The 20398-nt window shown below is 64.5% G+C and carries 21 protein-coding genes; 12 read left to right on the top strand and 9 right to left on the bottom strand.

Annotated features, from left to right (window positions below; translation table 11 throughout):
* The first annotated feature begins 253 nt into the window (after positions 1-253).
* The 3 genes from H7J86_RS32585 to H7J86_RS33505 are packed head-to-tail and all read left to right on the top strand — an operon-like array spanning position 254 to position 4296.
* Positions 254-1993 (top strand): hypothetical protein, encoded by a 1740-nt coding sequence (locus H7J86_RS32585; RefSeq protein WP_267296134.1) that lies wholly within the window; start codon positions 254-256, stop codon positions 1991-1993.
* A 30-nt stretch (positions 1994-2023) separates the two neighbouring features.
* Positions 2024-2257, top strand: a complete 234-nt coding sequence (locus tag H7J86_RS32580) for a hypothetical protein (protein WP_267296132.1) — start codon at positions 2024-2026, stop codon at positions 2255-2257.
* Positions 2257-4296: a zinc-ribbon domain-containing protein gene (locus H7J86_RS33505; protein ID WP_308204890.1), complete on the top strand. Its 2040-nt coding sequence runs from the start codon at positions 2257-2259 to the stop codon at positions 4294-4296. Before H7J86_RS32580 ends, H7J86_RS33505 begins: the two co-directional genes overlap by 1 nt.
* 50 nt (positions 4297-4346) lie before the next feature.
* On the opposite strand, the gene H7J86_RS32570 is transcribed toward H7J86_RS33505, so the two are convergent.
* Together H7J86_RS32570 and H7J86_RS32565 are read right to left on the bottom strand one after the other, a co-directional pair.
* Positions 4347-5420: a C40 family peptidase gene (locus tag H7J86_RS32570; RefSeq protein ID WP_267296130.1), complete on the bottom strand. Its 1074-nt coding sequence runs from the start codon at positions 5418-5420 to the stop codon at positions 4347-4349.
* 257 nt (positions 5421-5677) lie between these two features.
* Positions 5678-6490 (bottom strand): TetR/AcrR family transcriptional regulator, encoded by an 813-nt coding sequence (locus tag H7J86_RS32565; RefSeq protein WP_267296128.1) that lies wholly within the window; start codon positions 6488-6490, stop codon positions 5678-5680.
* A gap of 168 nt (positions 6491-6658) precedes the next feature.
* Between H7J86_RS32565 and H7J86_RS32560 the strand changes: the two genes are divergently transcribed.
* The 5 genes from H7J86_RS32560 to H7J86_RS32540 all read left to right on the top strand — a co-directional run bounded on the left by H7J86_RS32560 (position 6659) and on the right by H7J86_RS32540 (position 10416).
* Complete coding sequence (locus H7J86_RS32560) at positions 6659-7570, top strand: DNA-processing protein DprA (RefSeq protein WP_267296126.1); 912 nt, start codon at positions 6659-6661, stop codon at positions 7568-7570.
* Positions 7567-8397 (top strand): phosphoribosyltransferase, encoded by an 831-nt coding sequence (locus H7J86_RS33500; protein WP_267296124.1) that lies wholly within the window; start codon positions 7567-7569, stop codon positions 8395-8397. The genes H7J86_RS32560 and H7J86_RS33500 overlap by 4 nt, the downstream gene beginning before the upstream one ends.
* Before the next feature lie 43 nt (positions 8398-8440).
* Positions 8441-8902 (top strand): sigma-70 RNA polymerase sigma factor region 4 domain-containing protein, encoded by a 462-nt coding sequence (locus H7J86_RS32550; RefSeq protein ID WP_267296122.1) that lies wholly within the window; start codon positions 8441-8443, stop codon positions 8900-8902.
* Positions 8886-9749, top strand: a complete 864-nt coding sequence (locus H7J86_RS32545; RefSeq protein WP_267296120.1) for a zeta toxin family protein — start codon at positions 8886-8888, stop codon at positions 9747-9749. Before H7J86_RS32550 ends, H7J86_RS32545 begins: the two co-directional genes overlap by 17 nt.
* Before the next feature lie 115 nt (positions 9750-9864).
* Positions 9865-10416, top strand: coding sequence for a MerR family transcriptional regulator (locus H7J86_RS32540; RefSeq protein WP_267296118.1), 552 nt, complete (start codon positions 9865-9867; stop codon positions 10414-10416).
* 425 nt (positions 10417-10841) lie between these two features.
* Here H7J86_RS32540 and H7J86_RS32535 read toward each other — a convergent pair whose 3' ends face one another.
* From H7J86_RS32535 to H7J86_RS32515, 5 genes are all read right to left on the bottom strand, one after another.
* Positions 10842-11807 carry a biosynthetic peptidoglycan transglycosylase gene (locus H7J86_RS32535; protein WP_267296116.1) on the bottom strand — a complete coding sequence of 322 codons (966 nt, stop codon included), beginning with the start codon at positions 11805-11807 and terminating at the stop codon, positions 10842-10844.
* 255 nt (positions 11808-12062) lie between these two features.
* Positions 12063-12383, bottom strand: coding sequence for a hypothetical protein (locus H7J86_RS32530; protein ID WP_267296114.1), 321 nt, complete (start codon positions 12381-12383; stop codon positions 12063-12065).
* Positions 12384-12456: 73 nt separating this feature from the next.
* Positions 12457-13491 carry a DUF8320 family protein gene (locus H7J86_RS32525; RefSeq protein WP_276066012.1) on the bottom strand — a complete coding sequence of 345 codons (1035 nt, stop codon included), beginning with the start codon at positions 13489-13491 and terminating at the stop codon, positions 12457-12459.
* Entirely contained in the window at positions 13488-14690 is a 1203-nt protein-coding gene (locus H7J86_RS32520; protein ID WP_267296110.1) for a sensor histidine kinase, read from the bottom strand. Before H7J86_RS32520 ends, H7J86_RS32525 begins: the two co-directional genes overlap by 4 nt.
* A complete protein-coding gene (locus H7J86_RS32515; RefSeq protein WP_267296108.1) occupies positions 14687-15352 on the bottom strand; it encodes a response regulator transcription factor in 666 nt (221 codons plus the stop codon). The genes H7J86_RS32520 and H7J86_RS32515 overlap by 4 nt, the downstream gene beginning before the upstream one ends.
* Positions 15353-15524: 172 nt before the next feature.
* Between H7J86_RS32515 and H7J86_RS32510 the strand changes: the two genes are divergently transcribed.
* Positions 15525-16199, top strand: a complete 675-nt coding sequence (locus H7J86_RS32510) for a Crp/Fnr family transcriptional regulator (RefSeq protein ID WP_267296106.1) — start codon at positions 15525-15527, stop codon at positions 16197-16199.
* A gap of 152 nt (positions 16200-16351) precedes the next feature.
* Positions 16352-16711, top strand: coding sequence for a histone-like nucleoid-structuring protein Lsr2 (locus H7J86_RS32505; RefSeq protein WP_267296105.1), 360 nt, complete (start codon positions 16352-16354; stop codon positions 16709-16711).
* 190 nt (positions 16712-16901) lie between these two features.
* Here the strand turns inward: H7J86_RS32505 and H7J86_RS32500 are convergent, their stop codons facing one another.
* The gene (locus tag H7J86_RS32500; protein ID WP_267296103.1) at positions 16902-17201 is read right to left on the bottom strand and encodes a helix-turn-helix transcriptional regulator; all 300 of its coding nucleotides are present in this window, start codon (positions 17199-17201) and stop codon (positions 16902-16904) included.
* A 123-nt stretch (positions 17202-17324) separates the two neighbouring features.
* Between H7J86_RS32500 and H7J86_RS32495 the strand changes: the two genes are divergently transcribed.
* Complete coding sequence (locus H7J86_RS32495) at positions 17325-17738, top strand: hypothetical protein (protein WP_267296101.1); 414 nt, start codon at positions 17325-17327, stop codon at positions 17736-17738.
* Positions 17739-17989: 251 nt separating this feature from the next.
* Here H7J86_RS32495 and H7J86_RS32490 read toward each other — a convergent pair whose 3' ends face one another.
* The gene (locus H7J86_RS32490; protein WP_267296099.1) at positions 17990-19195 is read right to left on the bottom strand and encodes an acyl-CoA dehydrogenase family protein; all 1206 of its coding nucleotides are present in this window, start codon (positions 19193-19195) and stop codon (positions 17990-17992) included.
* A 236-nt stretch (positions 19196-19431) separates the two neighbouring features.
* Between H7J86_RS32490 and H7J86_RS32485 the strand changes: the two genes are divergently transcribed.
* On the top strand, positions 19432-20313 hold the full coding sequence (locus H7J86_RS32485) for an LLM class flavin-dependent oxidoreductase (RefSeq protein ID WP_267296097.1): 882 nt from the start codon (positions 19432-19434) through the stop codon (positions 20311-20313).
* The last annotated feature ends 85 nt before the right edge of the window (positions 20314-20398 follow it).

Genomic DNA, 20398 nt, shown 5'->3' with positions numbered 1-20398 from the left:
GCTATATCGCAACGCAATGATGTTGGTGATGCGCTGGCCGTGCCCGTGGTCGGTGCCCCCCTCGAGCGCTCTCTCGCTGCCTGCGTCGCAGCCACGACCGAAAGGCTTGTCTGTCGGCGGCGCTTTCAGCACGCGGCGAACCTCCGGTATCCGGCGAGCGATGGGCGAGGGACGCGCACAGCCGACCGCTTTCGATGCGGCATACTCTGCATAGAATCATGCGCACTCGCGTCTGCGCTGTTAGAGTGCCCTCATGTTGATCGACACGAACGATCTCGTCTCCGCGACGGACTTCAACCGCAACACCGGCCGATACACGAACCGCGCCGCCGAAGGCCGCCGCATCATGATCATGAAGGACCAGAAGATCGTCGCCGCACTCATCGGCGTCCACGATCTGAACCGGCTCGACGCCCTCGACACAACCTCCCACCTCGGCTTCGACGACATCCCCGACATCAACGACGACCAGGGCGCAGACGACACCTCAGCCGAGGTGAAACCGGTGATGCCGATCGGCATCACCGTCGGCGGCGAGCCCGCCCACATCAACCCCCACGAAGACCTCCTCGTCGTCGGCCGCGGCGCAACCGAACTCATGGGCGTCCTCGTGAGCCAAGCAGGAGCGCTGACCGAGCCCCAGCAATTCGTGATCGCATCCGACAACCCCACCTTCCTCCTCCCGAGCGCCCCACCAGGGGCCACGCCGCCGGCAATCCTGGCTGTGTCCGTCGACATGAGCATGGCCGAGGAGCAGCGCCTCGCCGCGCAGATCTCAGGCGAGCTGCAAAGGCGCGCAGCATTGCTGCGTGATCACACGGTGAACACCGTTGAGCAGTACCGGCAACTCGACACCCAGTCGGCGCCACTACAGACCTTGACCGTCTCTCTCGACACTGCCGATACCTATCTCGGCGGCCCCCTAGGTCCGGTTGTCTCCCAAATCGTCCGCAGGGGTCACGATCTCGGCGTCAACGTGTGGCTGTTCAGCAATGCGATGCTGTCAACTCAGGCGATGCAATTGGCCGCGATCTCTCAGCGTCTCGCCCTGCACCTACCAACGGTGTATCAGTCACGCGACGTGATCGGTAGCGACGCCGCGGCCCACCTCAAGCCACGACAAGCGGTCCTACGCGACATCGATCAGGGGCTCACCCCTGTCGTCACCCCAGCCGCGACACCACCTCTGACGCCCGCGGCTCCCACGGTGCCGGCGGCCGAGCAATGGCCTGCGATGCCGCAACCCGGATCCATCCCGTCGATCGTCGAGATGTGGACGACATCAGCTCACAGCGGCGGCCCTTCGATACCCCTGGGCCTCGTCGACGACGTCGCCAATTTCCGACACACCGTTTTTGCGCTCCCCCTGATCAATGGCGGCTATACCGCGGTCATCTCTGATCCTGTGCAGGCTAGGGACTTCGTCCAGACCATGATCGCTATCGCCGCAGCCACCGATCCGGACGACGTGTACTTCCACTATCTGGGCACCCGCCCCCCACTTACGACCCCCACCGTCACCAGCCAAACCTACGAAGACCTCAAGAGCGCCGGCAGCGCCGCCGTCAAATCCGTTGCCGCAGCCCTCTCACGGGCATCCGAAGCCTCGCCGCGCGCGGTCTGCCTCATCATCAACGTCCAGGAACTCGTCACCGCAGCAAAGGTGCCCGATACCTTCACGATCCAGGGATTCATCCGGGATCTACTGGATGACGATTCAACCCGTGACGTTCATGTCGTACTGCTGGCCAACGACACACTTCGCTTGCAAATGCAGCTTCAATCGACACACAGGCGCCGAGCAGCCACCTCCATCTTCTTCGCCGGCATCGACCCCAGCACCGCCGGACGCGACATCCGCGACCAAGTCCGCCAACTCCGTCAACACGGCCCCGACGGCATGCACCACGCCATCGCGGCCCACGGCGCCGAACTCCTCAACGAGCGCGACGGGGTGTACCTCGTTCTCGCCCAACCCGACGAATCCCAGTAACCGCCGGGAAGGCACTCGGAGGGCCGCACGATGACGTTCACCGCCACCATCACCGACCTTGCCGCCGACTCCGTTCCGCTATGGGAGTCGTTCGGCCACGCATCCGCAGATGACGCGCACACCGCCGCGGTGCAGCACATCCACAGGGCTCAACCGGACGATCAGATCAGGGCCACCAGCGACGGCGTATACGAGGTGTGGAGTTCCGCGGACAGCCGCAGTTCGTCGCAGCACGTCGCCACACTGACCATCACCGCCAGCTGATGGCTGCGAGCCCTCACCCCCTGCAGCGATTCGCGACCAGCCGAGAGCACGACCGGACTGACAGTTCTCCTCGAAGGCCGCGCCACAATGGCCCCCAGAACCACTGTCCACCCTCCCGAGCCGCACACGCCAGCGTGTCACCACCCGCTGGCATCCTAATTGCCATGACTGCAGCAGACGTCGAACCTCTGCACACACGACCGCTGCCAGCCCAATCATTGGCCGAACGCTCACCCCACCTTGTCCCCGAGTGGAACGGCGAACGCAACGGGGAACTCACCCCGCACAACACATCGGCCGGCAGCAACGAGCCGGTCTGGTGGCAGTGCGCAAAATGCAATCACGAATGGAAAACCGCACCACGAGCGCGTGTACGCGGCAGTGGATGCCCGCCGTGCGTCTTCAAGAGAAATGCCGCGAAAGCCCGAATCCCCAAGGCTGGCCAGTCATTTGCAGACCGATCACCGCACCTGATCTCGTCATGGCATCCCACGCGCAACGGAACACTGACTCCCTGGCAGATTAAACCGTGTTCCGCCGAACTGATTTGGTGGATCTGTCCGGACTGCAACTTTGAATGGGAAGCACCGCCTGCGCGACGAACCTTCGGCAAGGGTTGTCCAACGTGCGGCCGAAAGAAGCTTGGGCACAGGGCGACACCGTTACCGCAGCGCTCGTTGGCAGACACCCATCCACACCTGGTGCGCGAATGGCATCCAACGCGCAACGGCGCTCTAACGCCAACATATCTGCGCCCTGGTAGCGACCGCGCTGCCTGGTGGAAATGTCAGAAGTGCCAGCATGAATGGGAACGCCGCGTCAGGACTCGCGCCGGCTCCGACGACGGCGGCTGTCCCGAGTGCCGCCCAGCGCACCGCGGCGGGCGCCGACAACCCATCACGGATGGCACAGCACTTTCAGACGCCTACCCCGAAGTCTCCGCGGAATGGCACCCAACACGCAACGGGGACCTCGCACCGAACGAAGTCACCTATGGTTCCGACCACTTAGCCTGGTGGCAATGCCGCGGATGCGGCCATGAGTGGCAAGCGCGAGTGCAGAAGAGAACCAGCGGAAGACGCGGATGCCCGCCCTGCGCGAATGCACAGAACGGTGCACGACTACGAGTACCGATGCCGGGACGATCATTGGCCGCGCTCCACCCGTACCTAGTGAAGGAGTGGGACGACTCCAGAAACGGTGCTGCGACGCCAGATTCGATTCGCCCTACCACGCGTGACCTTTACTGGTGGTGCGATGAGGCGGGTCACCGGTGGCAGGAGTCGCCACTTAACCGGACGCGTCGCCGTACACCTGGTTGCACTGATTGCGGGCTATGGGGAACTAGCGTCGAGGAGATCAGGCTGCGCCACGAGCTCATTGCAGCGGGCATCCCTGCGGCTGAAACACCGGTCATATTGGGCAGATTCAGGAACGGCCGTCCGCTCAGTTGTGACATCGTCTGCGAAACCTGGCGTGTGGCAATCGACTTCGATGGGTATCGCTTTCACAGGCATGCCGCCAACGTCGCCCGCGACTCACGCAAGACGAGTGAGCTTGTCGAGCAAGGCTGGACAGTCATACGCGTGCGGGAGAACCTTCCGCCGATTGGACCGAACGATGTTGAGGTAAAGCTGAATTCGTCAGAACTCGATCGAGCAAAGGCGGTACTCGCCAAGCTCGTCGACCTTGGCTTCCAGGTCGCACGCGCGCCCGACTACATGGCGTCGACGTTTCCTTGGGCGACGCAAGAGTCCACCTGGGCCAGCCAAGTGCGGATCCCACCCGATCGGACGCTGGCGGCCACCCACCCTGAGCTGACCGCTGAATGGCACCCTACGAAGAATGGTGCGATAACGCCGAACCGAATTCGGCCGGCGAGCCAGCACAGAATCTGGTGGCTGTGTCCGAACTGCGGCCGTGAATGGTCAACCCTGCTCGTCTCGAGGACAAGCCACACCCCCGTTCACCTGTGCCGATGCGGACGTTCTAACCAGTCGCGACCAATGGACAAGTTGGCGCCGACCACAGCCACCTGAGGCCCCGTCGACCGACGCGTCCTACCCCGCGCAGCTACCACAGACCTCGATCAAGCCGCCATATGAAAACGCCTGAATTCGGCGCCGGCGGACAACGCGCTCACCTTGACCGTCTGGCCGCTGGACGGCGCTTCAAGCACTTGTCCTCCGCCCAGATAGACCTGCACGTGACCCGGGCCTCCGCCACTGAAGGATGACCGCGGGAAGGCGAGATCGCCTGGGAGCACCTGACTTCCGCTGACCGGGATGCCAGCTGCGTACTGCGCCTGGGAAGTACGAGGAATCTCGACACCGTACATCTGCCCGGTCACGTAACGGGACAGACCTGAGCAGTCAAAACCGACTTTTCGGAAGTCACCGGCCCGGTCGGCGGGTCCACCACCATCTGAGATGCCTTGCGAGGGACCGGTCATCGAACCGCCACCCCAGGCGTAGGGAATGCCCAGAACGTTCTTGGCGATCGAGTTGAGCTTCGCGCCGTCAGCGCCAGTAGCACTGCCCAACGCCAAACTCGCTGGGCCGCCATCGAAACCGTTCGAGGCGTTGGCCTTGGCCAACATGTTGTCCAGAACCTGGTTGCCGCCCGGCGCGCTGAGCATCTGCTGGAACGGCGCCGTCATACCTGAAAGCCCTTGCAGCCCTTGCAGCGGTGAGGACAGGGCACTGGGAATGGATTGGGCGGCCTGAGTCAGGCTCGGCAGGATGCTCGCCGCGGTCTGGTTCATCGGCATAGACGACTGATAGGGAGACGCCGCCGCCTTGGCAAGATCGGCCGCGGTCAACCTGGGTGCGCCAGCGCCGCGCAGAGCATCGCCTGCTCCGCCTCGGCCGCCGCCCTTGAGCGGATCCTGAGCGTCAGGCCCGCCACGCACCCTGTTGCCGCTGGCCTCATCGGTGTCACCCATCGCGGACGACGCCTGAGCACCGGTGCTGGATTGCGCAGCCCCTTTGCTGACGTTCTGACCGAAGTCGGTGGACATGGTGCCGGTCGCGGTCGAGAAGCCCGAACGGACCCCGCCGTCGGCGGGCAGCGGCGCCCCGTTAATGCCACCGAGCTTCTCGGCCGTGCCCCCGAACACCCCAGCCGCATCGGCCGGGTTCAGCTTGACGTTGCCTTCGGTCATGAGCAGCTCCCGAGCGTCGCATGCGAGGGATTCGGCTTCACCGGTGTTGTAGGCCTGCGTCCCATCGCCCTCCCCTACCTGCCATTTCGGACAGTTCTCACCGCATTCTACGGGTGAACCGGCCCATATCAGAGCCTCAGACGGGGCGTTCAGCGAGAATTTCCAGGCCACGGCCGGGCGTCTTGGTTTCAGCTCCGGCGCACATCCCCGAATTGAGGGACCACACCGTCGACCTATCGGACTCCCGAGACGCGCTCCTACCGAGTCTGTGCTCGCGGCGCAGGAGGTGTTTGGACGGTAAGCGAGGTGCGAGGGTTACGCAGTCCGGCCAGCACCACAGGCACCCCATCGGCGGCCTTGGCGCCTTCGAACCCGCCACCGTTGGGCCGGCTCGCGTCCGAGTCCTGTGCGCGCAGATACCCCCGGCTCATTAGGACGTTGACCGCGGTCGCCCACCGTGCCAATTGATCGCTGGCGAGCAACGGGGCGGACAGTTGGCGCTCGATGTGTGGGCGCAACAACAAGGAGCCAATGACGAGCACGACCGGATTCATCGCCGCCCACGGAACATCCAAGTCTTCACCGGTTTGACCCGCCTCAACGCGCCGCTGCCAGCGCACCTTTCCCATTTCGATCAAAGTGTCGAAAATCGTTGCGCCGAAGGGGGTGTCGTCCAACAACGAGTGAGCCAGATAATCCGCCACAACGGGGTATCGGGTGAAGAGTTCCATCACTTGCTCGCCGAAGTCATCGACCGTCACCGGTTCGGGACCGGAGGCCAGCACATCGCGCAGCCGTTCAGTCACGTGCCGGTTAACGGCGTCGACCAGCCGCGCTTTGGTACCAAAGTGGTGCTGGATCAAGCCGACCGACACGCCGGCCCTCATGGCCACCCCCCGAAGTGAGGTGGCTTCCACCCCACGTGTGGCAAATTCGGCCAACGCGGCGTCCCGTATCTTCTCGGGCTTGCTGTCTTCCGCCCCTGTGATGGCAGCCTCCGTTTCACCGCCGGTAACCCCGAATATCATCTGCCCGCCCTCTTTGGTCCCAACCCGCGGCAGCGCCGACATAAAGCTTGAACGGAGTACCCGCACCTTTCAACGGACGAACGTGCCCCATCGTGGGCACGGAATCTTAGCGGCGCCGCTTCGGTGCATTCGGAGTCATGACGGCGCCCCGCGATACCCTGCGACTACACCCGCGCAGTGATCGCCAAGAACCGGAGGTGAACGCGAAAAATGAGCTATTTGACTGTCGCCACCGTCGTCGCCCTGATGCGCGACCTGCCAGGCACCTTGAGGCTCGCCGACCTCGGCGAAACACTTCTCGATACCGGTTCCGCGGACGCCGTGTGGGACACACATGTCGGCACGGCGTTGATCGCCATGCCCGGAACCGAACCGGATCGCGACGCCGCCACCCGCGACGTCGAACACTGGCACGACCGCGGCTGGGGCGTCTACACAGTTCTCGACGAGCAGTACCCGGACCGGGTCCGCGCCGCCCGCAGGCCACCAGCGCTGCTGATGACTCACGGCAGTCTCAAAGCCGACGATTACGGGGTCGCGATCGTCGGTTCACGCAAGGCCACCCCGGCTGCCCTGACCTTCGCCGCCGACGTCGCACGCGGCCTGGTCGACCACGAGGTCACGGTGGTGTCCGGCCTCGCCGAAGGCATCGACACGGCGGCGATGACCGCAGCGATCGAGCTCAGCGGCCGGGTCGTCGGCGTCATCGGCACCGGCTTGGATCACGCCTATCCCTCTCCGAACGCCGCGCTGCAGGCCACGATCGCTGAGCGCGGCCTGCTCCTGACTCAGTTTCTGCCCGGTTTCCGTGGGGCTCGATGGGCCTTCCCCGCGCGGAACAAGACCATGAGCGCCTACGCGCAGGCGACCGTCATCGCACAAGCCACTGAGCAGTCGGGTACCAAGCACCAAGCACTTGAGGCCGTCGCCCACGGCCGCCGCCTCCTGTTGCACCGCGGCGTCGCCGAAGGCACCACCTGGGGTCGAGCCCTTGCCGACCGGCCCGACGTGTTCGTGGTCGACAGCGCCGGCGAGGCGATCGAGCAGCTGGAGCACATCGCCGCCGCGGACCAATCCGTTCGGAACCGCCTCGCGGTCACGCAGTCGAGCACAGCCTGGTGACCGGTAGCGAGTCCGACGAGGTCCTTCGCCACGACATCACCGTCGCTCTCAGCCGCGTCGCCTACTTCCATAACCTCGCCGCCGGCGGCCCAGGTATCTGCCCGATCTGCCACGGCCCGGCGCCCGGCACTGGGATGTGCACAACCTGCGCCGCGACCCAGGCGAACCTCCTAGGCGCGACGTGCGACCACACGTTCTTCCTTACCTACGCCGACGGTTGGCACCCCGACGCGTGGTCGCAGAGCGCCCACACGATGCGGCAGTACAAAGCGGCTCACGCTCCGCAACAGAGCGTCGAGGACGTCCACATGCTCACCTTCACCGCGACGTGGATCCACGACGGGTGCATTCGCGCGGCCGAGCAGGGACGCAATTGGGACGTCGTCACCTACGTGCCGTCCAAACGGACTGGCCTTCACCCCGTCACCGGTGTCGCACTGAACATCGCCCGCATCGCTGCCCAAGACACCGCCGAGGGCACACCGCCGCGGATCCAGCGGGTGTCCATCGCCTGCGGACCCGTACATGCTCCGCGCGTCGCCCACGTCGACCGCTTCACAGTGCCACCCGTTGTGCGGCCAGCGGTCGAGGGCAAGCGCGTGCTTCTGGTCGACGACACCTGGACCTCGGGCACGTCGCTACAGTCCGCAGCAGCGGCGCTCAAGGCCGCAGGCGCGGCATCGGTCACCGGGATCTGCGTGGCGCGGTGGCTGAGCTGGCGGTGGGAGCCTGACGTGCCACTGCTCAAGAACGTCACCACCGCGCCGTACGACCCGTTTCACTGCTTCGCGGGCACTCATCAGTGCCGGCTCCGGGCCGACCTTTGACTACCCATACCTCGTGATTCATAATGAATCAGGAGGTATGGACATGACGACGGAAGCCCACCAAACTCTGGCCCAGCAGCGATTAGCAGCGAAAGCTGCACGTCAGCGGCTCGATGAACGCGAGCTCGAACGCGAAATCTACGACGCCGCGACCGTCCAAGGCCTCACCCAACGCCAGATCAGCGATCTCGTCGGCACTCAATCGCAGGCCACCATCCAACGGATCCTGCGCCGCATCTCCGACGACCCCACACAGCTCGACGAAAAACCGGCCGAGTTCATCGACAAGCGAACCGCCGGGCTCATCACGGCCGAGCAGATGATGGACAAACTGCTCAAGTGGCGTTACACATTCGGTCACGTCGCTCGCATCAATGACGTTGCGACCGACGCGTACATCACCGGCGACTGGGACGCCATCGAGACCGCCTACTACCGCGGCCAACTCAGCGATGACGAGTTCCAGCAATTGGCTGATCGCCAACTCAATGCCGAACTCCCCTGACCAACGCGCCGACGTCGCCCACCAATTCACCACCCTGTCAGCCCCGGGGGCGGTTCTGCATCGAGACTCAGACGAGTCAACCCATCACCGGTACCCGATCACGGACACAGCCCGAGCCCGATTCCACAACCGCACCATCGACTGGTACCTGAGCCTGCAGGACCCGCCTCGCGACGGGCGCAGCGCCATCGTTTCGGCGGGCCCACCCGGCGCCGGCAAGACGACCATGTTGAAAAAGCAGATAACGGGGATCGGCGACTACCGGTTCATCGACGCCGACGTGATCAAGGACCACCTCATCGAGCAGGCGCTCACCGACGGAATCTACGACCACCTCCTGAGTGGGGCGCCCCTGGCCGACGGACACCGGGTCGCACCCCGTGAACTGTCTGCGCTGGTGCACGACGAGTCAGTGGGTCTGGCCGACCGGATCCGCCGACAATGTGTCAGCCGCAAAGAGAACGTCGTCATCGAAGGCACGCTCATCTGGGATGGACAGGGCCCCACGATATTCCGGGAACTCGCAGACAACGAATACCACGACATCGACGTCTACGGGGTCGACATCGCCCAGGCTGCAGCACACGAACAAGCACTCGACCGCTGGTGGGCTGGACGCAGTGCGTGGACCAAGGGAACCGACCCTCTCGGTGGCCGATTCACTCCCTCCGACGCCATCGACATCTGCTATCCCGTGCCCGGCGAATCCATCTGCGTTGCCCACGCGAAACAGTTCATCAACACCGCGATCAACACAGCTGAGATCCCCAATGTGAGCGTCACGATCGTCCGCCGAACCATAAGCGGCCCAATGGAAGTCACCTACAGCAGGGTCTACCGCCAGTAGCTTCCACAACCCCACCTGAAGGACGCAAAGCACTCTTGTCGATCAAGAACGGGGCGTCCGCGACGCCGCCAGGCCGCGGGACTCCCATCTATGATGAAGGTGGGAGGGGCGACCAATGACAGACCAACTGAGCTTCGAGGACGTCGACGCAGAAGTGTTCGACGCCGCATCTGCTGCTGCCGACGACACTCGGGGATGGCGAGGACCGGCGGCGTGCACGGTCGTCGGCATCACCTACCGGCAACTGGACTACTGGGCACGTACTGACCTGGTCCGACCGTCCATCGCCACCGCTGCCGGATCTGGAAGCGTTCGCCTGTACAGCTTCCGCGACCTGCTCGTTCTACGGGTCGTGAAGCGTCTCCTGGATGCAGGAATATCCCTGACCAACATTCGTACCGCTGTCGAAGCGCTGCGCAACCGCGGAATCACCGACCTGTCCGGGCTGACCCTCGTGTCCGACGGCGTCGGCATCTACGAATGCAGCAGCGCCGACGACGTCGTCGACCTACTCGCCGGCGGCCAGGGCGTCTTTGGCATAGCAGTCGGGGCCTCGCTTCCCGGCCTGCGGGAGGACCTCCGCCACGTCCCGTCAGAAGCCGTCACCGAGCAAAGTCAACCGCACGCTCACGATGAGCTCGCCAAGCGGCGCAACCGCGTCGCCTAAAGGCGGCCAGCCAGGTATGAGGCGCAGACGATTCGCCAACGCGACCAGCGTGGCCGAGAACCATGCAATCGGGAAGCGAACCGCTGAAGCTCGGCGTTGCCCCGCATGCGGCCGGACTGCGGCGCTGATCAACGAGTACGACGCTCACGGCCGACGAATATGCCGCTGGGAAGCCTCGGGTAAGTGTCCGGGCACAGGCGCCACCGAACTGGCTGGAAAGATTGATCGGCTGTTCGAGGTGATGCACAAGCGAGATGCCCCGCCCATGTCTACCGCCGCCGCAGCAGCGGCGATCACCGCAAAAAGTGGTGTGCCCCTCAGCGCAGCGAGACTCGAGGCCCTGCGCTCGGGAGATAACGACGCGGCGGCAACCAACACGGAACTGGCCGCTATAGCAACGGGTTTCGGCGTATCACCCACCTACCTCACCACTGCCGGCCCCACCCCCGATATCGACGCCCAGCTCGATCTCCTGCAAGCGCTGCGCGACGCAAGTGTTCAGGGCCTCGTCCGCGAGACGCGCTCAGAAACTTGATCCGGTCCGGGTCGCGAGCTTGGCTGCCCGTCATCGTCGTTTGGAGACGGGGCATGCCCGACCTCCCGCGACGGCGGGTACGACGTTGACAGCTCCTGCTCTCGGCCACCGCGGCGGCGCCGGGGTCGGGCGGGATGTACGTCGGGTCTTCCTGCTGTAGACGCTGCGAGACGTCTTCGGGCATCGATGAGCATGAGTCGTCGTCGATGTCGCCGGCGTGATCCGCTGCGGTATCGGTGATGCCGACGGTGGCGACTACGGCTTGCCATCCGCCGTTGTTGGCCAGTTCGGTTGGGAGCCAGACATTCTTGGAGCCGTTGATCAGGTCGACCGCTTTGGGGTTGGCCTCCGGGCCGAGATAGATGCCGCCGCCGGCCTGGCGTTGGACGAGATCCGGCAGCGGAAGCAGTCCGACGAGCTGCGCGGCTTGGTCGTCGTCGAGCATCGCCGGCGGTTGATCGAAGTAGTACCAGCTGGCGGCGCAGACACCGTAGAGCCCGGCGCCGAACTGCGCGTAGTTGACGTAGAGCTCCAGGAGTCGGGCGTCGGAAATGCTGAAGGCGAATTCCGTCGCCAAGGCGGCTTCGATGGCTTTACGGAACGCTCCGCCGCCACGCCACAGGAAGATGTTCTTGACCAACTGCTGCGGGATGGTCGAGCCTCCGGGATCTTCCTGTCCGTCCAGGTGTGCGCGGGCCCGGCCGATGAACGCCGCCAGGTCGAAGGGTCCGGTGCGCGGGCCCAGGTTGATGTCTTCGTGGACGAGCACCGCGGCCAGGAAGCGGCGACTGATGTGGTCGTTGGACACGAACTGGTACTGCGGTGACCCGCGGTCGGCGAGCATGAACGCCGTCATGGGGGGAGTCACCCAGCGAAACGCCACGGAGAGCAACGCCGACGTAATCACGACGACGGCAACACATTTAGCGATCTTGGAGGACAACGAGGAAATCATGAGGGGCCCTTTCGGGGATGACACTGTGAGGATTAGGCCCGGTTGGACAGCATCGTCGACACGGGCGGTGCAAAGCGCCCGCCGCGCTGGGTGCGTGCCGCCTTCCCCCTCATGAGGCGGCAGCGATCCAGAGCGGCGGGCGCGGTCGCAGCGGGTTTACACCCGGCAGCGCCAGCCGCTGGCGGTCTGGTTGACCGTCACGGCGATCGCGTTGGGGTTGACCTGTTGACGGCAGGCCGTGGCGACATCGACACCGACCAGGCCAGTGCGGGTCCCGCAGCGCCAGCCGTCCCACCGATTGTTGATGTTGGTGGCCTGACTCGGTGCAGCAGTTCCGCTCGGGACGTTGGCGGCACAGTAGGCCGCGATGCTGACGCCGTAGTCAGTAGCGTTGGCCAGCGGGGAGGCAGCCACCCCGATGCCGGTCAATGTGACACCGACAGCCAACGACAACGCTGATTTTGTGAGTGTTTTCATGAAACCGATTGAACGGCAGTTTCATTGGAGCCCGCGACCTACTTTTAGGGTCCCCCAAAAGGGGGACATGACACTAGCCGTACGTTGTGGTAACGCCATCGGCGGACATGCTCAGTTCGCGACCTTCGCCCGTTCCGTCAGCGATGGCGACGATACTGGCCCGCTCGGCGCGCCCGGGCGGAAACACGCGCACGGTGATCACGCCGTCGGCCGCCTCAGCCAACCACCCGGTGGCGAGTCCGGCGAACAACTCAGCGAGTTCGGCGTCATCGTCGAGCCCGTGATCGTCAAGCAGCACGACATCGACACCGCGGGCACGCGCAGCCCGGGTGGCGTCCTGCAACTGCGGGGCGTCGAAAAACGGTGAGCTAATCGAGTCGCGTATCTCTTGTTCCAGCAGCACGATGTCACTGATCTGCGAAGGCGTCAGGGTCACCCCGGAGGCGATCAGGGAGATCGACGGCCACGCCTGGCGTTGCAGTTTGTCCCGCTGGCGGGCGCGCTCGGCATCCCGTTCGCGGCTGGCGACGATGTCAGCGTGCTCGCGCGCCTCTTGCTGGCGCAAGGTGCGCACGTCGCGGGCGGCCGGACGCATGATCCGGGCGAACATGGTCGCCATCGCCAGCACCGCCAGGTTGGGCAATTGCACCAGGAAACCCGCCCACGCACCTTGATCGGTCCACTGCCCCCAGGCCGACATGATCGCGACGTTGGCACCCTGGGCGGCCCATGCAGCCCCGACACGGCCGCGCACGCAGAGGAACGCACACAGCGCGACCCCTGCCCCGAGCGCATTGGTTTGGTTCGGGTTGGAGACATGCCCCGGCAATGCCAGAGCGGTGATCAACGCCCCGACGGGAACACAGGCCGCGGCCACCCACGCGCTGCCAGCCGGCATGGGGTCGTTGCGAGCAGCCAGCAGTAGACCGATGCCGGCGGCGACGACCGTGACGGCGAGTATGAGCCAGGGCAGGTTCGCGTTTGGCTGACCGTAGTTGGGCAGCGACGCCAGGGTCGCCGCAATGAACACGGCGGCCACAACTCGTGCACGTCGGGTGTGCAACCACAGCAGGGTGGGCGCGGTCAGATCGTCGTCAGGGGTGGTCATCGTGGCCACAGCAATTCGATACGGGTACCCACACCGGGAGTCGAGTCGATGCGCGCGTGGCCACCGACATCCGACATCCGCTCGATGATGCTGTGCTGCAGTCCAAGCCTGCCCGTGACGGTCGTCGAAGGGTCAAATCCCGGACCGTCGTCGACGACGGTGACCCGCAGCGGTGAGCTGTCCAAGCGCACGGTGACAGCCACCGACACCCCAGGTCCGCCGTGACGACGCGCATTGCGCACCGCCTCGCCCGCCGCATCCGCGAGGGCCGCCCCCACGCGCATCGGCACCACCGAAAGCTGCTCGGCATCCGGGTCGACCTCAACGGCGATATCGACCGCAGGGAACGCCCGTATGACGGACTTGCGGATTCTATCCACCACCTCGTCAAGACCGATAGGTTGTTTGGATGAGCCGGCCTCCTCCTGTCCTGCCCAGTCGCGCAACGCTTCTCGCGCATCCCTTCCGACAGAAGGATCTTCGTTGGCCCGAGGCGCCTCGCCCATCACCGCCAAAATGCTGTCGTGAATCATGTGACCATAAAGCTTGCGTTGAGCCTCCCGCTCTCGTTGAGCGACGGCATCCGCAGTCAAACGCAACGTACTGGCGTAGGTCGCGTCCAGCTCGTCCCCCGTCCGTACGGCCATCAGCCCCGCCAGAACGAACAGAGCGCTAAACGCGATACCCCAGGCAATATCAGTCACGAGCAGCTGCCCATACTGCTGCGAACGCGCCCAGGAATTGGCCACTTGCACCGCACACAACGCCAGAACGAGGTACGGCACCGCCAGCCACCGCCACGGAGCGACAACCAGAGTCAACGCGGCCAGACCAGGGAAGGTCACCAGCCACGTGCCGGTACTGCTGGTGGTGTGCTGCTCGGTCCACACGAGAAACCAGCTACCGGCGACCAGGAGATAGCCCAGCGCGCAGCAATAGGGCAGCACCACTGTCGTGAGTCGTACTGCGCGATCAACATAGCTGCCCGCCAACATGAGCCAGCCGGGAACGAACACCCCTGCCAGAGCTATCGGTGTCCACCACATCGGGACCGTCGACAACTGATCGGGGATCTCGGTCACCACGATCACGAAGAACGCGACGTATCCCCATCCGATGAACTTCGCCAGGGAGCACCGAATCTCCCGGCTGTCGCGCCGAGGGACCGGCGGGGCCAGGCTTTGCGCCGAAGTGATCACTGACCCGAGCGTGGACCGTAGTCGGGAGGAACGTGTCCGTCCTCGACCGCACGCCGGCCGAGCAGCGCACGATTCTCGGCGTTGCGGCCGAGCTCGGCATACTTCCGCCGGATCCGCCCCACAACGGATTTCACGCTCTCGGTACCGATGTTCAGGCGGGTGCTGATCATCTGATCATTCATTCCAGACCCGATCATGGTCAACACCTCCCGCTCCTGCGGGCTTAGCTTGGCGAGCCGCAGGTCCCGGTCCCCGTCGAGGGCAGCGGCCCACCGGGCATCGACGACCTCTTGACCCTGCGCAACCTTGCGGATCGCCTCCTGCACCGCTGCCATCGGAGCCTTCTTCTTGATCGTGCCCAACACCCCGGCCCGGGCGGCTGAACGCAACAAATCAACCCTCTCACCTGCGGTATAAACCAGAGTGGGGATGCCCAACGCGCTCAGGCGTGCCACGTTGTCCTCCGGTGCGGAGTTGTCCGGTAAGGACAGATCAAGCACGACGACGTCGAATTCGCGGGATATGGCCAGCAGCTGGTCCACGGTCGGGGCTGTTCCGGCCCAGATCAGATCGGGGGCTTGCTCGACGATGACGCGCAGCCCCAGGGCTGTGCTTTCGTGGTCTTCGACATAACCGACCCGCCAGGGCCCTCCTTTGTCCATGCGATCCCCTCCCACATCTGCGACACTCCGACACGAGCAACCGTAAGCGACAGCGAGGCCCCGACCAGCTATATTACCGGGCAGTAACTTACTTTCAGGTAGGTTAGTAACGGGTCGCGCAGGCCTCGCCGCGGGTCGCCTGCCTTTCATCCGCGCGAAGGGATCAAACTCGGTGAAGGAAGTCTTGGCGCGGGCCGGCATTTTCCAGGGCGTTTCTCCAGCGGCCATCGACGTCCTGGCCGGCCAGCTAGAACCACTAACCTTCCCCCGTGGACACAAGATCTTCCGCGAAGGCGACCCGGGTGACCTGCTCTACATCATCCTCCAGGGCAAGGTAAAGATTGGGCGGTGCCTCTCCGACGGCCGCGAGAATCTTCTCGCTGTGATGGGGCCAGCGGACATGGTCGGCGAACTATCCCTGTTCGATCCCGGCCCGCGAACCTCCACGGTCACCACGCTTACCGAGGTGCACGCCGTGACCATGGACAGAACCGCGCTGCGGGCCTGGATCCGCCAGCATCCGGAGATCGCCGAGCAGCTCCTGAGGGTCCTCGCTCGGCGGCTGCGACGCACCAACGACAGCGTCACCGACATGATCTTCACCGACGTACCCGGCCGGATCGCCAAACAGCTCCTGGCATTTGCCCAACGGTTCGGGGTCCGCGACGGGGATGCGTTGCGGGTCGACCACGACCTCACGCAGCTGGAGTTGGCGCAGCTGGTGGGATCCGCACGGGAGACGGTCAGCAAAACCCTCAATGACTTCAGCGTGCGCGGCTGGATCCGGGTGCACGGAAAGACCGTGCTCATCGACGATCCGGAAAGACTGGCCCGCCGCGCCAAATAAGGCTCGCGTGCAGGCCGGGGGCCTACATGGTCCTCGACGAGCAGTACCCCGATCGGGTGCGCGCCGCCTGCCGACTTTGGCGGACGTGCAACTGTCCCGCACCGCCCTCTGATACGGTTTACGTTTCCAATGTCGGTTTGCGGGGATCTGCTGTGGCTGAACGCATTGTGCGTATTTTGGTCGATGATTTGGACGGCCAAGAACTTCCCGAGGGTGCCGGCGAGAGCATCGAATTCGGGGTGCGCGGGGTGACCTACCGAATCGATCTGTCAGCCTCAAATGCCACAAAGCTGGATAAGGCGTTCAAACCGTTCGTCGAGGCCGCGACCAAGCTCCGAACCACCGCGCGAAAGGGCTCGACACGCACGGTGCTCTCCGGTGCCGCGGCCGGCCGACGGCCGAAGGAGCAACTGGAAGCCATCCGCGGGTGGGCACGCCAGCAAGGTCATAAGGTGTCAAACCGTGGCCGGATCCGCGACGACATCATCGAAGCATTCGACGCCGCGCACTGAGCTAAGCGCGACCGCTTGAAGGCAGTCCCCCAAACACCATCCCGGGCCGCGTGATGCGCTCCATCCCGGCACCGCGGTGTGGTACGGACTGGTGGCCCGCGAAGGTGATGAGCGCCGCCGGCCAAAAAAAGGTTCGCCCACCGGCGCGAGCGGACACGCAGGTCGGTTCGAGCCCGTCTGGCTGAATATTCTACCGCGCAACCGTCATTAGGAGACGCACCAACTCTGCTTGCCGGTGCGTCGCGGTCTTGTCATAGATGCGTTGCAGATGCGTGTTCACGGTGGCACGCGAGAGCCCCAGCTCCGCCGCGATGGGCGAAAGACCGTCGCCATGCATCACTCGCAACGCCACGTCAGCCTCGGCCTCAGTGAGCCCAAAGAGCCTCCGAATCAGCACTTTCGGAGGCTGAGGCGCCTGCTCTGGATCGATGATGACCAACAGGGCCTTGCCCGGCGACGAATCACCGGCCAGCGGTTCGTGCGGCAGCACGTGAATGGCGAAGGGGCGCTTGCGTGATGGCCGGACGCACCCCAGCGCATCACCGGTACGTGGCCCACACCCGGGCTCACCACATGCGCGCCGAATACTGGCCTGCAGGAACCACCCGCACCGGTGACCCCGACCGCAAAGTTGAGCATCACCACCGAATGCGCACTCGGGTGGCGCTACGGCAATCGCCAAGTCATCACCAAGATCTCATGGGATCTGATCGGGGAAGGAACCAAGATCTCCAGCGGGATCCAAACGCCGAACAAAGAGACGTGCACCATCGACATACCCATGCCGGCCCACGCCGGCAACTACGACCTGGGAGGACTGGCAGAGTTCGAGTTTGACGATCCGGACTCAGGAGGACGCGCCACAGGCATAGCCAAGATCTTCTACGGCATTCCAAACGAGAGAGCGACCATACCCCTTCAGTGGGCTGGCACGAACACCAGTCACACCATCAACATCGCCTTCGAGACAAAGACCGACAACCAAGGAAACCCGCTCATCATTTTCCTCTTCGTCTGGAATAACTGACCGTCGAGATCGGCCGCTACCACGGAGGCCACTACGATCCCCCGACTCTGACACCGGCGGCCGCGCCCATCGGGCTCATGACGCCCGCCTCGCCACGGACAATGCGGCAGGCGGCATTACGCCCCCACCTTATCAGGAGGTTGGGTCCAATACGTCGGCATCTGGACCGGCCGAGAAGGCAGCTGAGACATCACCGCCTGCAAGTGACGGGTACTTGTGGCGTCAACAACGCAACATACTTAGCAGGGCCGCTACGCCATGCCAGGCGGCTGTGGAAGGCCGAGTAGATGCCGACCCCAGCTGCCGTGATTGTTATCCGGATTGAACGCGCGGTGCGCGGCGACGCCATGTACATCCCGCCAACACTGCTGCACCGAGTGATGGGTGAAGAGCCCGCCCGCGCCGCTGACCCGCATCGAGAGGTCCACCGCATCCACGCATAGCCGAACACCGGCCGCGTAGTCCCGATTGCACGCTAGCCATTCCGCCTTTGTTGGCGCTCGTCCCTCGGTGAGTATCGCGTCCACCTCACGCGCTCGGTGGCACATCAATCCCTGCCCTGCTTCGGCATAGGACGACACCTGGCCAATGTGGTTGATCGTCAAGTCGGTCAACGCCAGCCGCCCGACATACTGGTCGACCTTCCGCTGTGCATGCTCGACGAACTCGTTAACGGCACGAGCCGCAACGCCTGCCGCGACAGCCGCGAGATAACTCGAGAATGCCATAGCCAATGGCAGGCGGAAAAGCGCCGACGGATTGGCCTGCGCGCCCGGAGCAACCCCGCTCATCAACGTATTTGGATCGACCGTGCGGTATTCAGGCACGAAGGCGCCCTTGATCACAATGGTGTTACTGCCAGTGCCGCGCAACGCGCAGGTCCGCCAAGTGTCCTCCACCCGGTAGTCCGACCTGGGGATAAGGCACCACCGCGAGATCGGCGAGCCGCCGTCGGGCGGACCAACGGTAATGCCGACCATCGCCCACGCACCGTAGTCGCTCCCGCTTGAAAAAGGCCAACGCCCGGACACCCGGTACCCATCGGCGACCTGTTCACAAGCGCTCTGGTCCGCGACAAACGACGAGGACATCAACGCCGACGGGTCCTCGCCCCACATGTCCTGCTGAGCGGGCAGGCTGAACAGCGACCCAAGCCAAAAATGGCTCGCGAACAGTCCAAAGACCCAACCCGACGCGCCGTCGCCCTCGGCGACCGCGCTGACCAATTCGATCACCGCTTCGGCACCGAGCTCGGAGCCGCCCCATCGCCGCGCCTGGTTCATCCGCATCAAGTCACTGGTTACGAACTGCGCGATCGTCTCATCGGGCAGCCGGCGCAGCTCCTCGCCTAGCGCAGCGCGCGCCTGAACGTACTCACCGAGGGCAGCCGCGCGGCCACGGGCTTCAGCGAGCGTCAGAGCACAAGCTAACTGTTCACTCTCCGCATTGGCCGTCATAGGAAATAGCGTACTAATTCGAGTTGAAATAACCAACTGTCTTTATCCGGAAGCAGACCGCGTGGCGAAGGCTCTGGAGTGCAGCATTTCAACCGTGAGACACCTTTCAACAGAGGATATACCGCGCCGACATAACCCCTGCGTAATCGTCATGAATTGTCGAGCTGACATCGTGGTTAGAATTAGACAATTCACGTTCGTTCGATGCTTGAAATAGTCAGGGGTGAGATCACGAGATGGATCTTGGTGTGGGACTACCCGCGACAATTCCGACTGCGACTGGAAGTGACGTGCTCAACTGGGCACGTCGGGCGGAGGAGGCTGGCTTCGCCAGCGTCGGCACGATAGACCGACTGGTGTACGGCAGCCACGAGACCATTCCGACGATGGCCGCGGCCGCGGCGGTGACCAGCCATATTCGGCTGATCACCACGGTCATCATTGCTCCGTTCCGGGGCAATGGCACACTGCTGGCTAAGCAGCTGGCGACGGTGGACAGTTTCGCCGACGGGCGGCTCACGGTAGGGCTAGCCGGCGGCGCCCGAACCGAAGACTTCACCGCGACTGGTACCAGCTTCGAGGACCGGGGAGCGGTTTTCGACGGACAGTTGGCGGAATTCAAAGCGGTGTGGGCCGGAGAGCCTCGAGGGTTCGCGGGGCACATCGGCCCCGGGCCGGTGCGGCCCGGCGGGCCACCGCTGATGATCGGCGGGACATCCGCCGCCGCGTTCCGCCGGGCGGCCGCGTACGGCGCCGGTTGGCTCGCCGGCGGTGGTGGGGTGCAAATGTTCAGTGCAGGTGCCGAACGGGCTCGCCGAGCCTGGTTGGAAACGGACCGCGAAGGCGCGCCCAGGCTGGCTGCGGTTGCCCACTTCGCGCTGGGGCCGGACGCGCGCCTGCTAGCCGAAACCTGCCTGGGTGACTACTACGCCTTCATGGGCGACTATGCGGCCACCATCGCGGCCGGGGCGCTCACCTCAGAAGACGCCGTGCGCGACGCGATTGCAGAGTTCGCCGAGGCCGGCTGTGACGAGCTGCTGCTCTTCCCCTGCTCGCCCGCCCTAGACCAACTTCACCGGCTGACCGAGATTACCCACGTCGGACCAATCGATCGGTGAGCTCGGCGATCGGCGCGGTCGGACTGCGCGCGCCAGCGCCGAGATCCTCGGCTGAGGTGGACAGGCCTCCGAGCGGTTGGCTCGG

The sequence above is a fragment of the Mycobacterium hackensackense genome (assembly GCF_025822555.1).
Classification (GTDB): Bacteria; Actinomycetota; Actinomycetes; order Mycobacteriales; family Mycobacteriaceae; genus Mycobacterium; species Mycobacterium fluoranthenivorans.
Note: the sequence above shows the minus strand (reverse complement) of the source record. Positions and strands in the feature narration are given on the sequence as shown.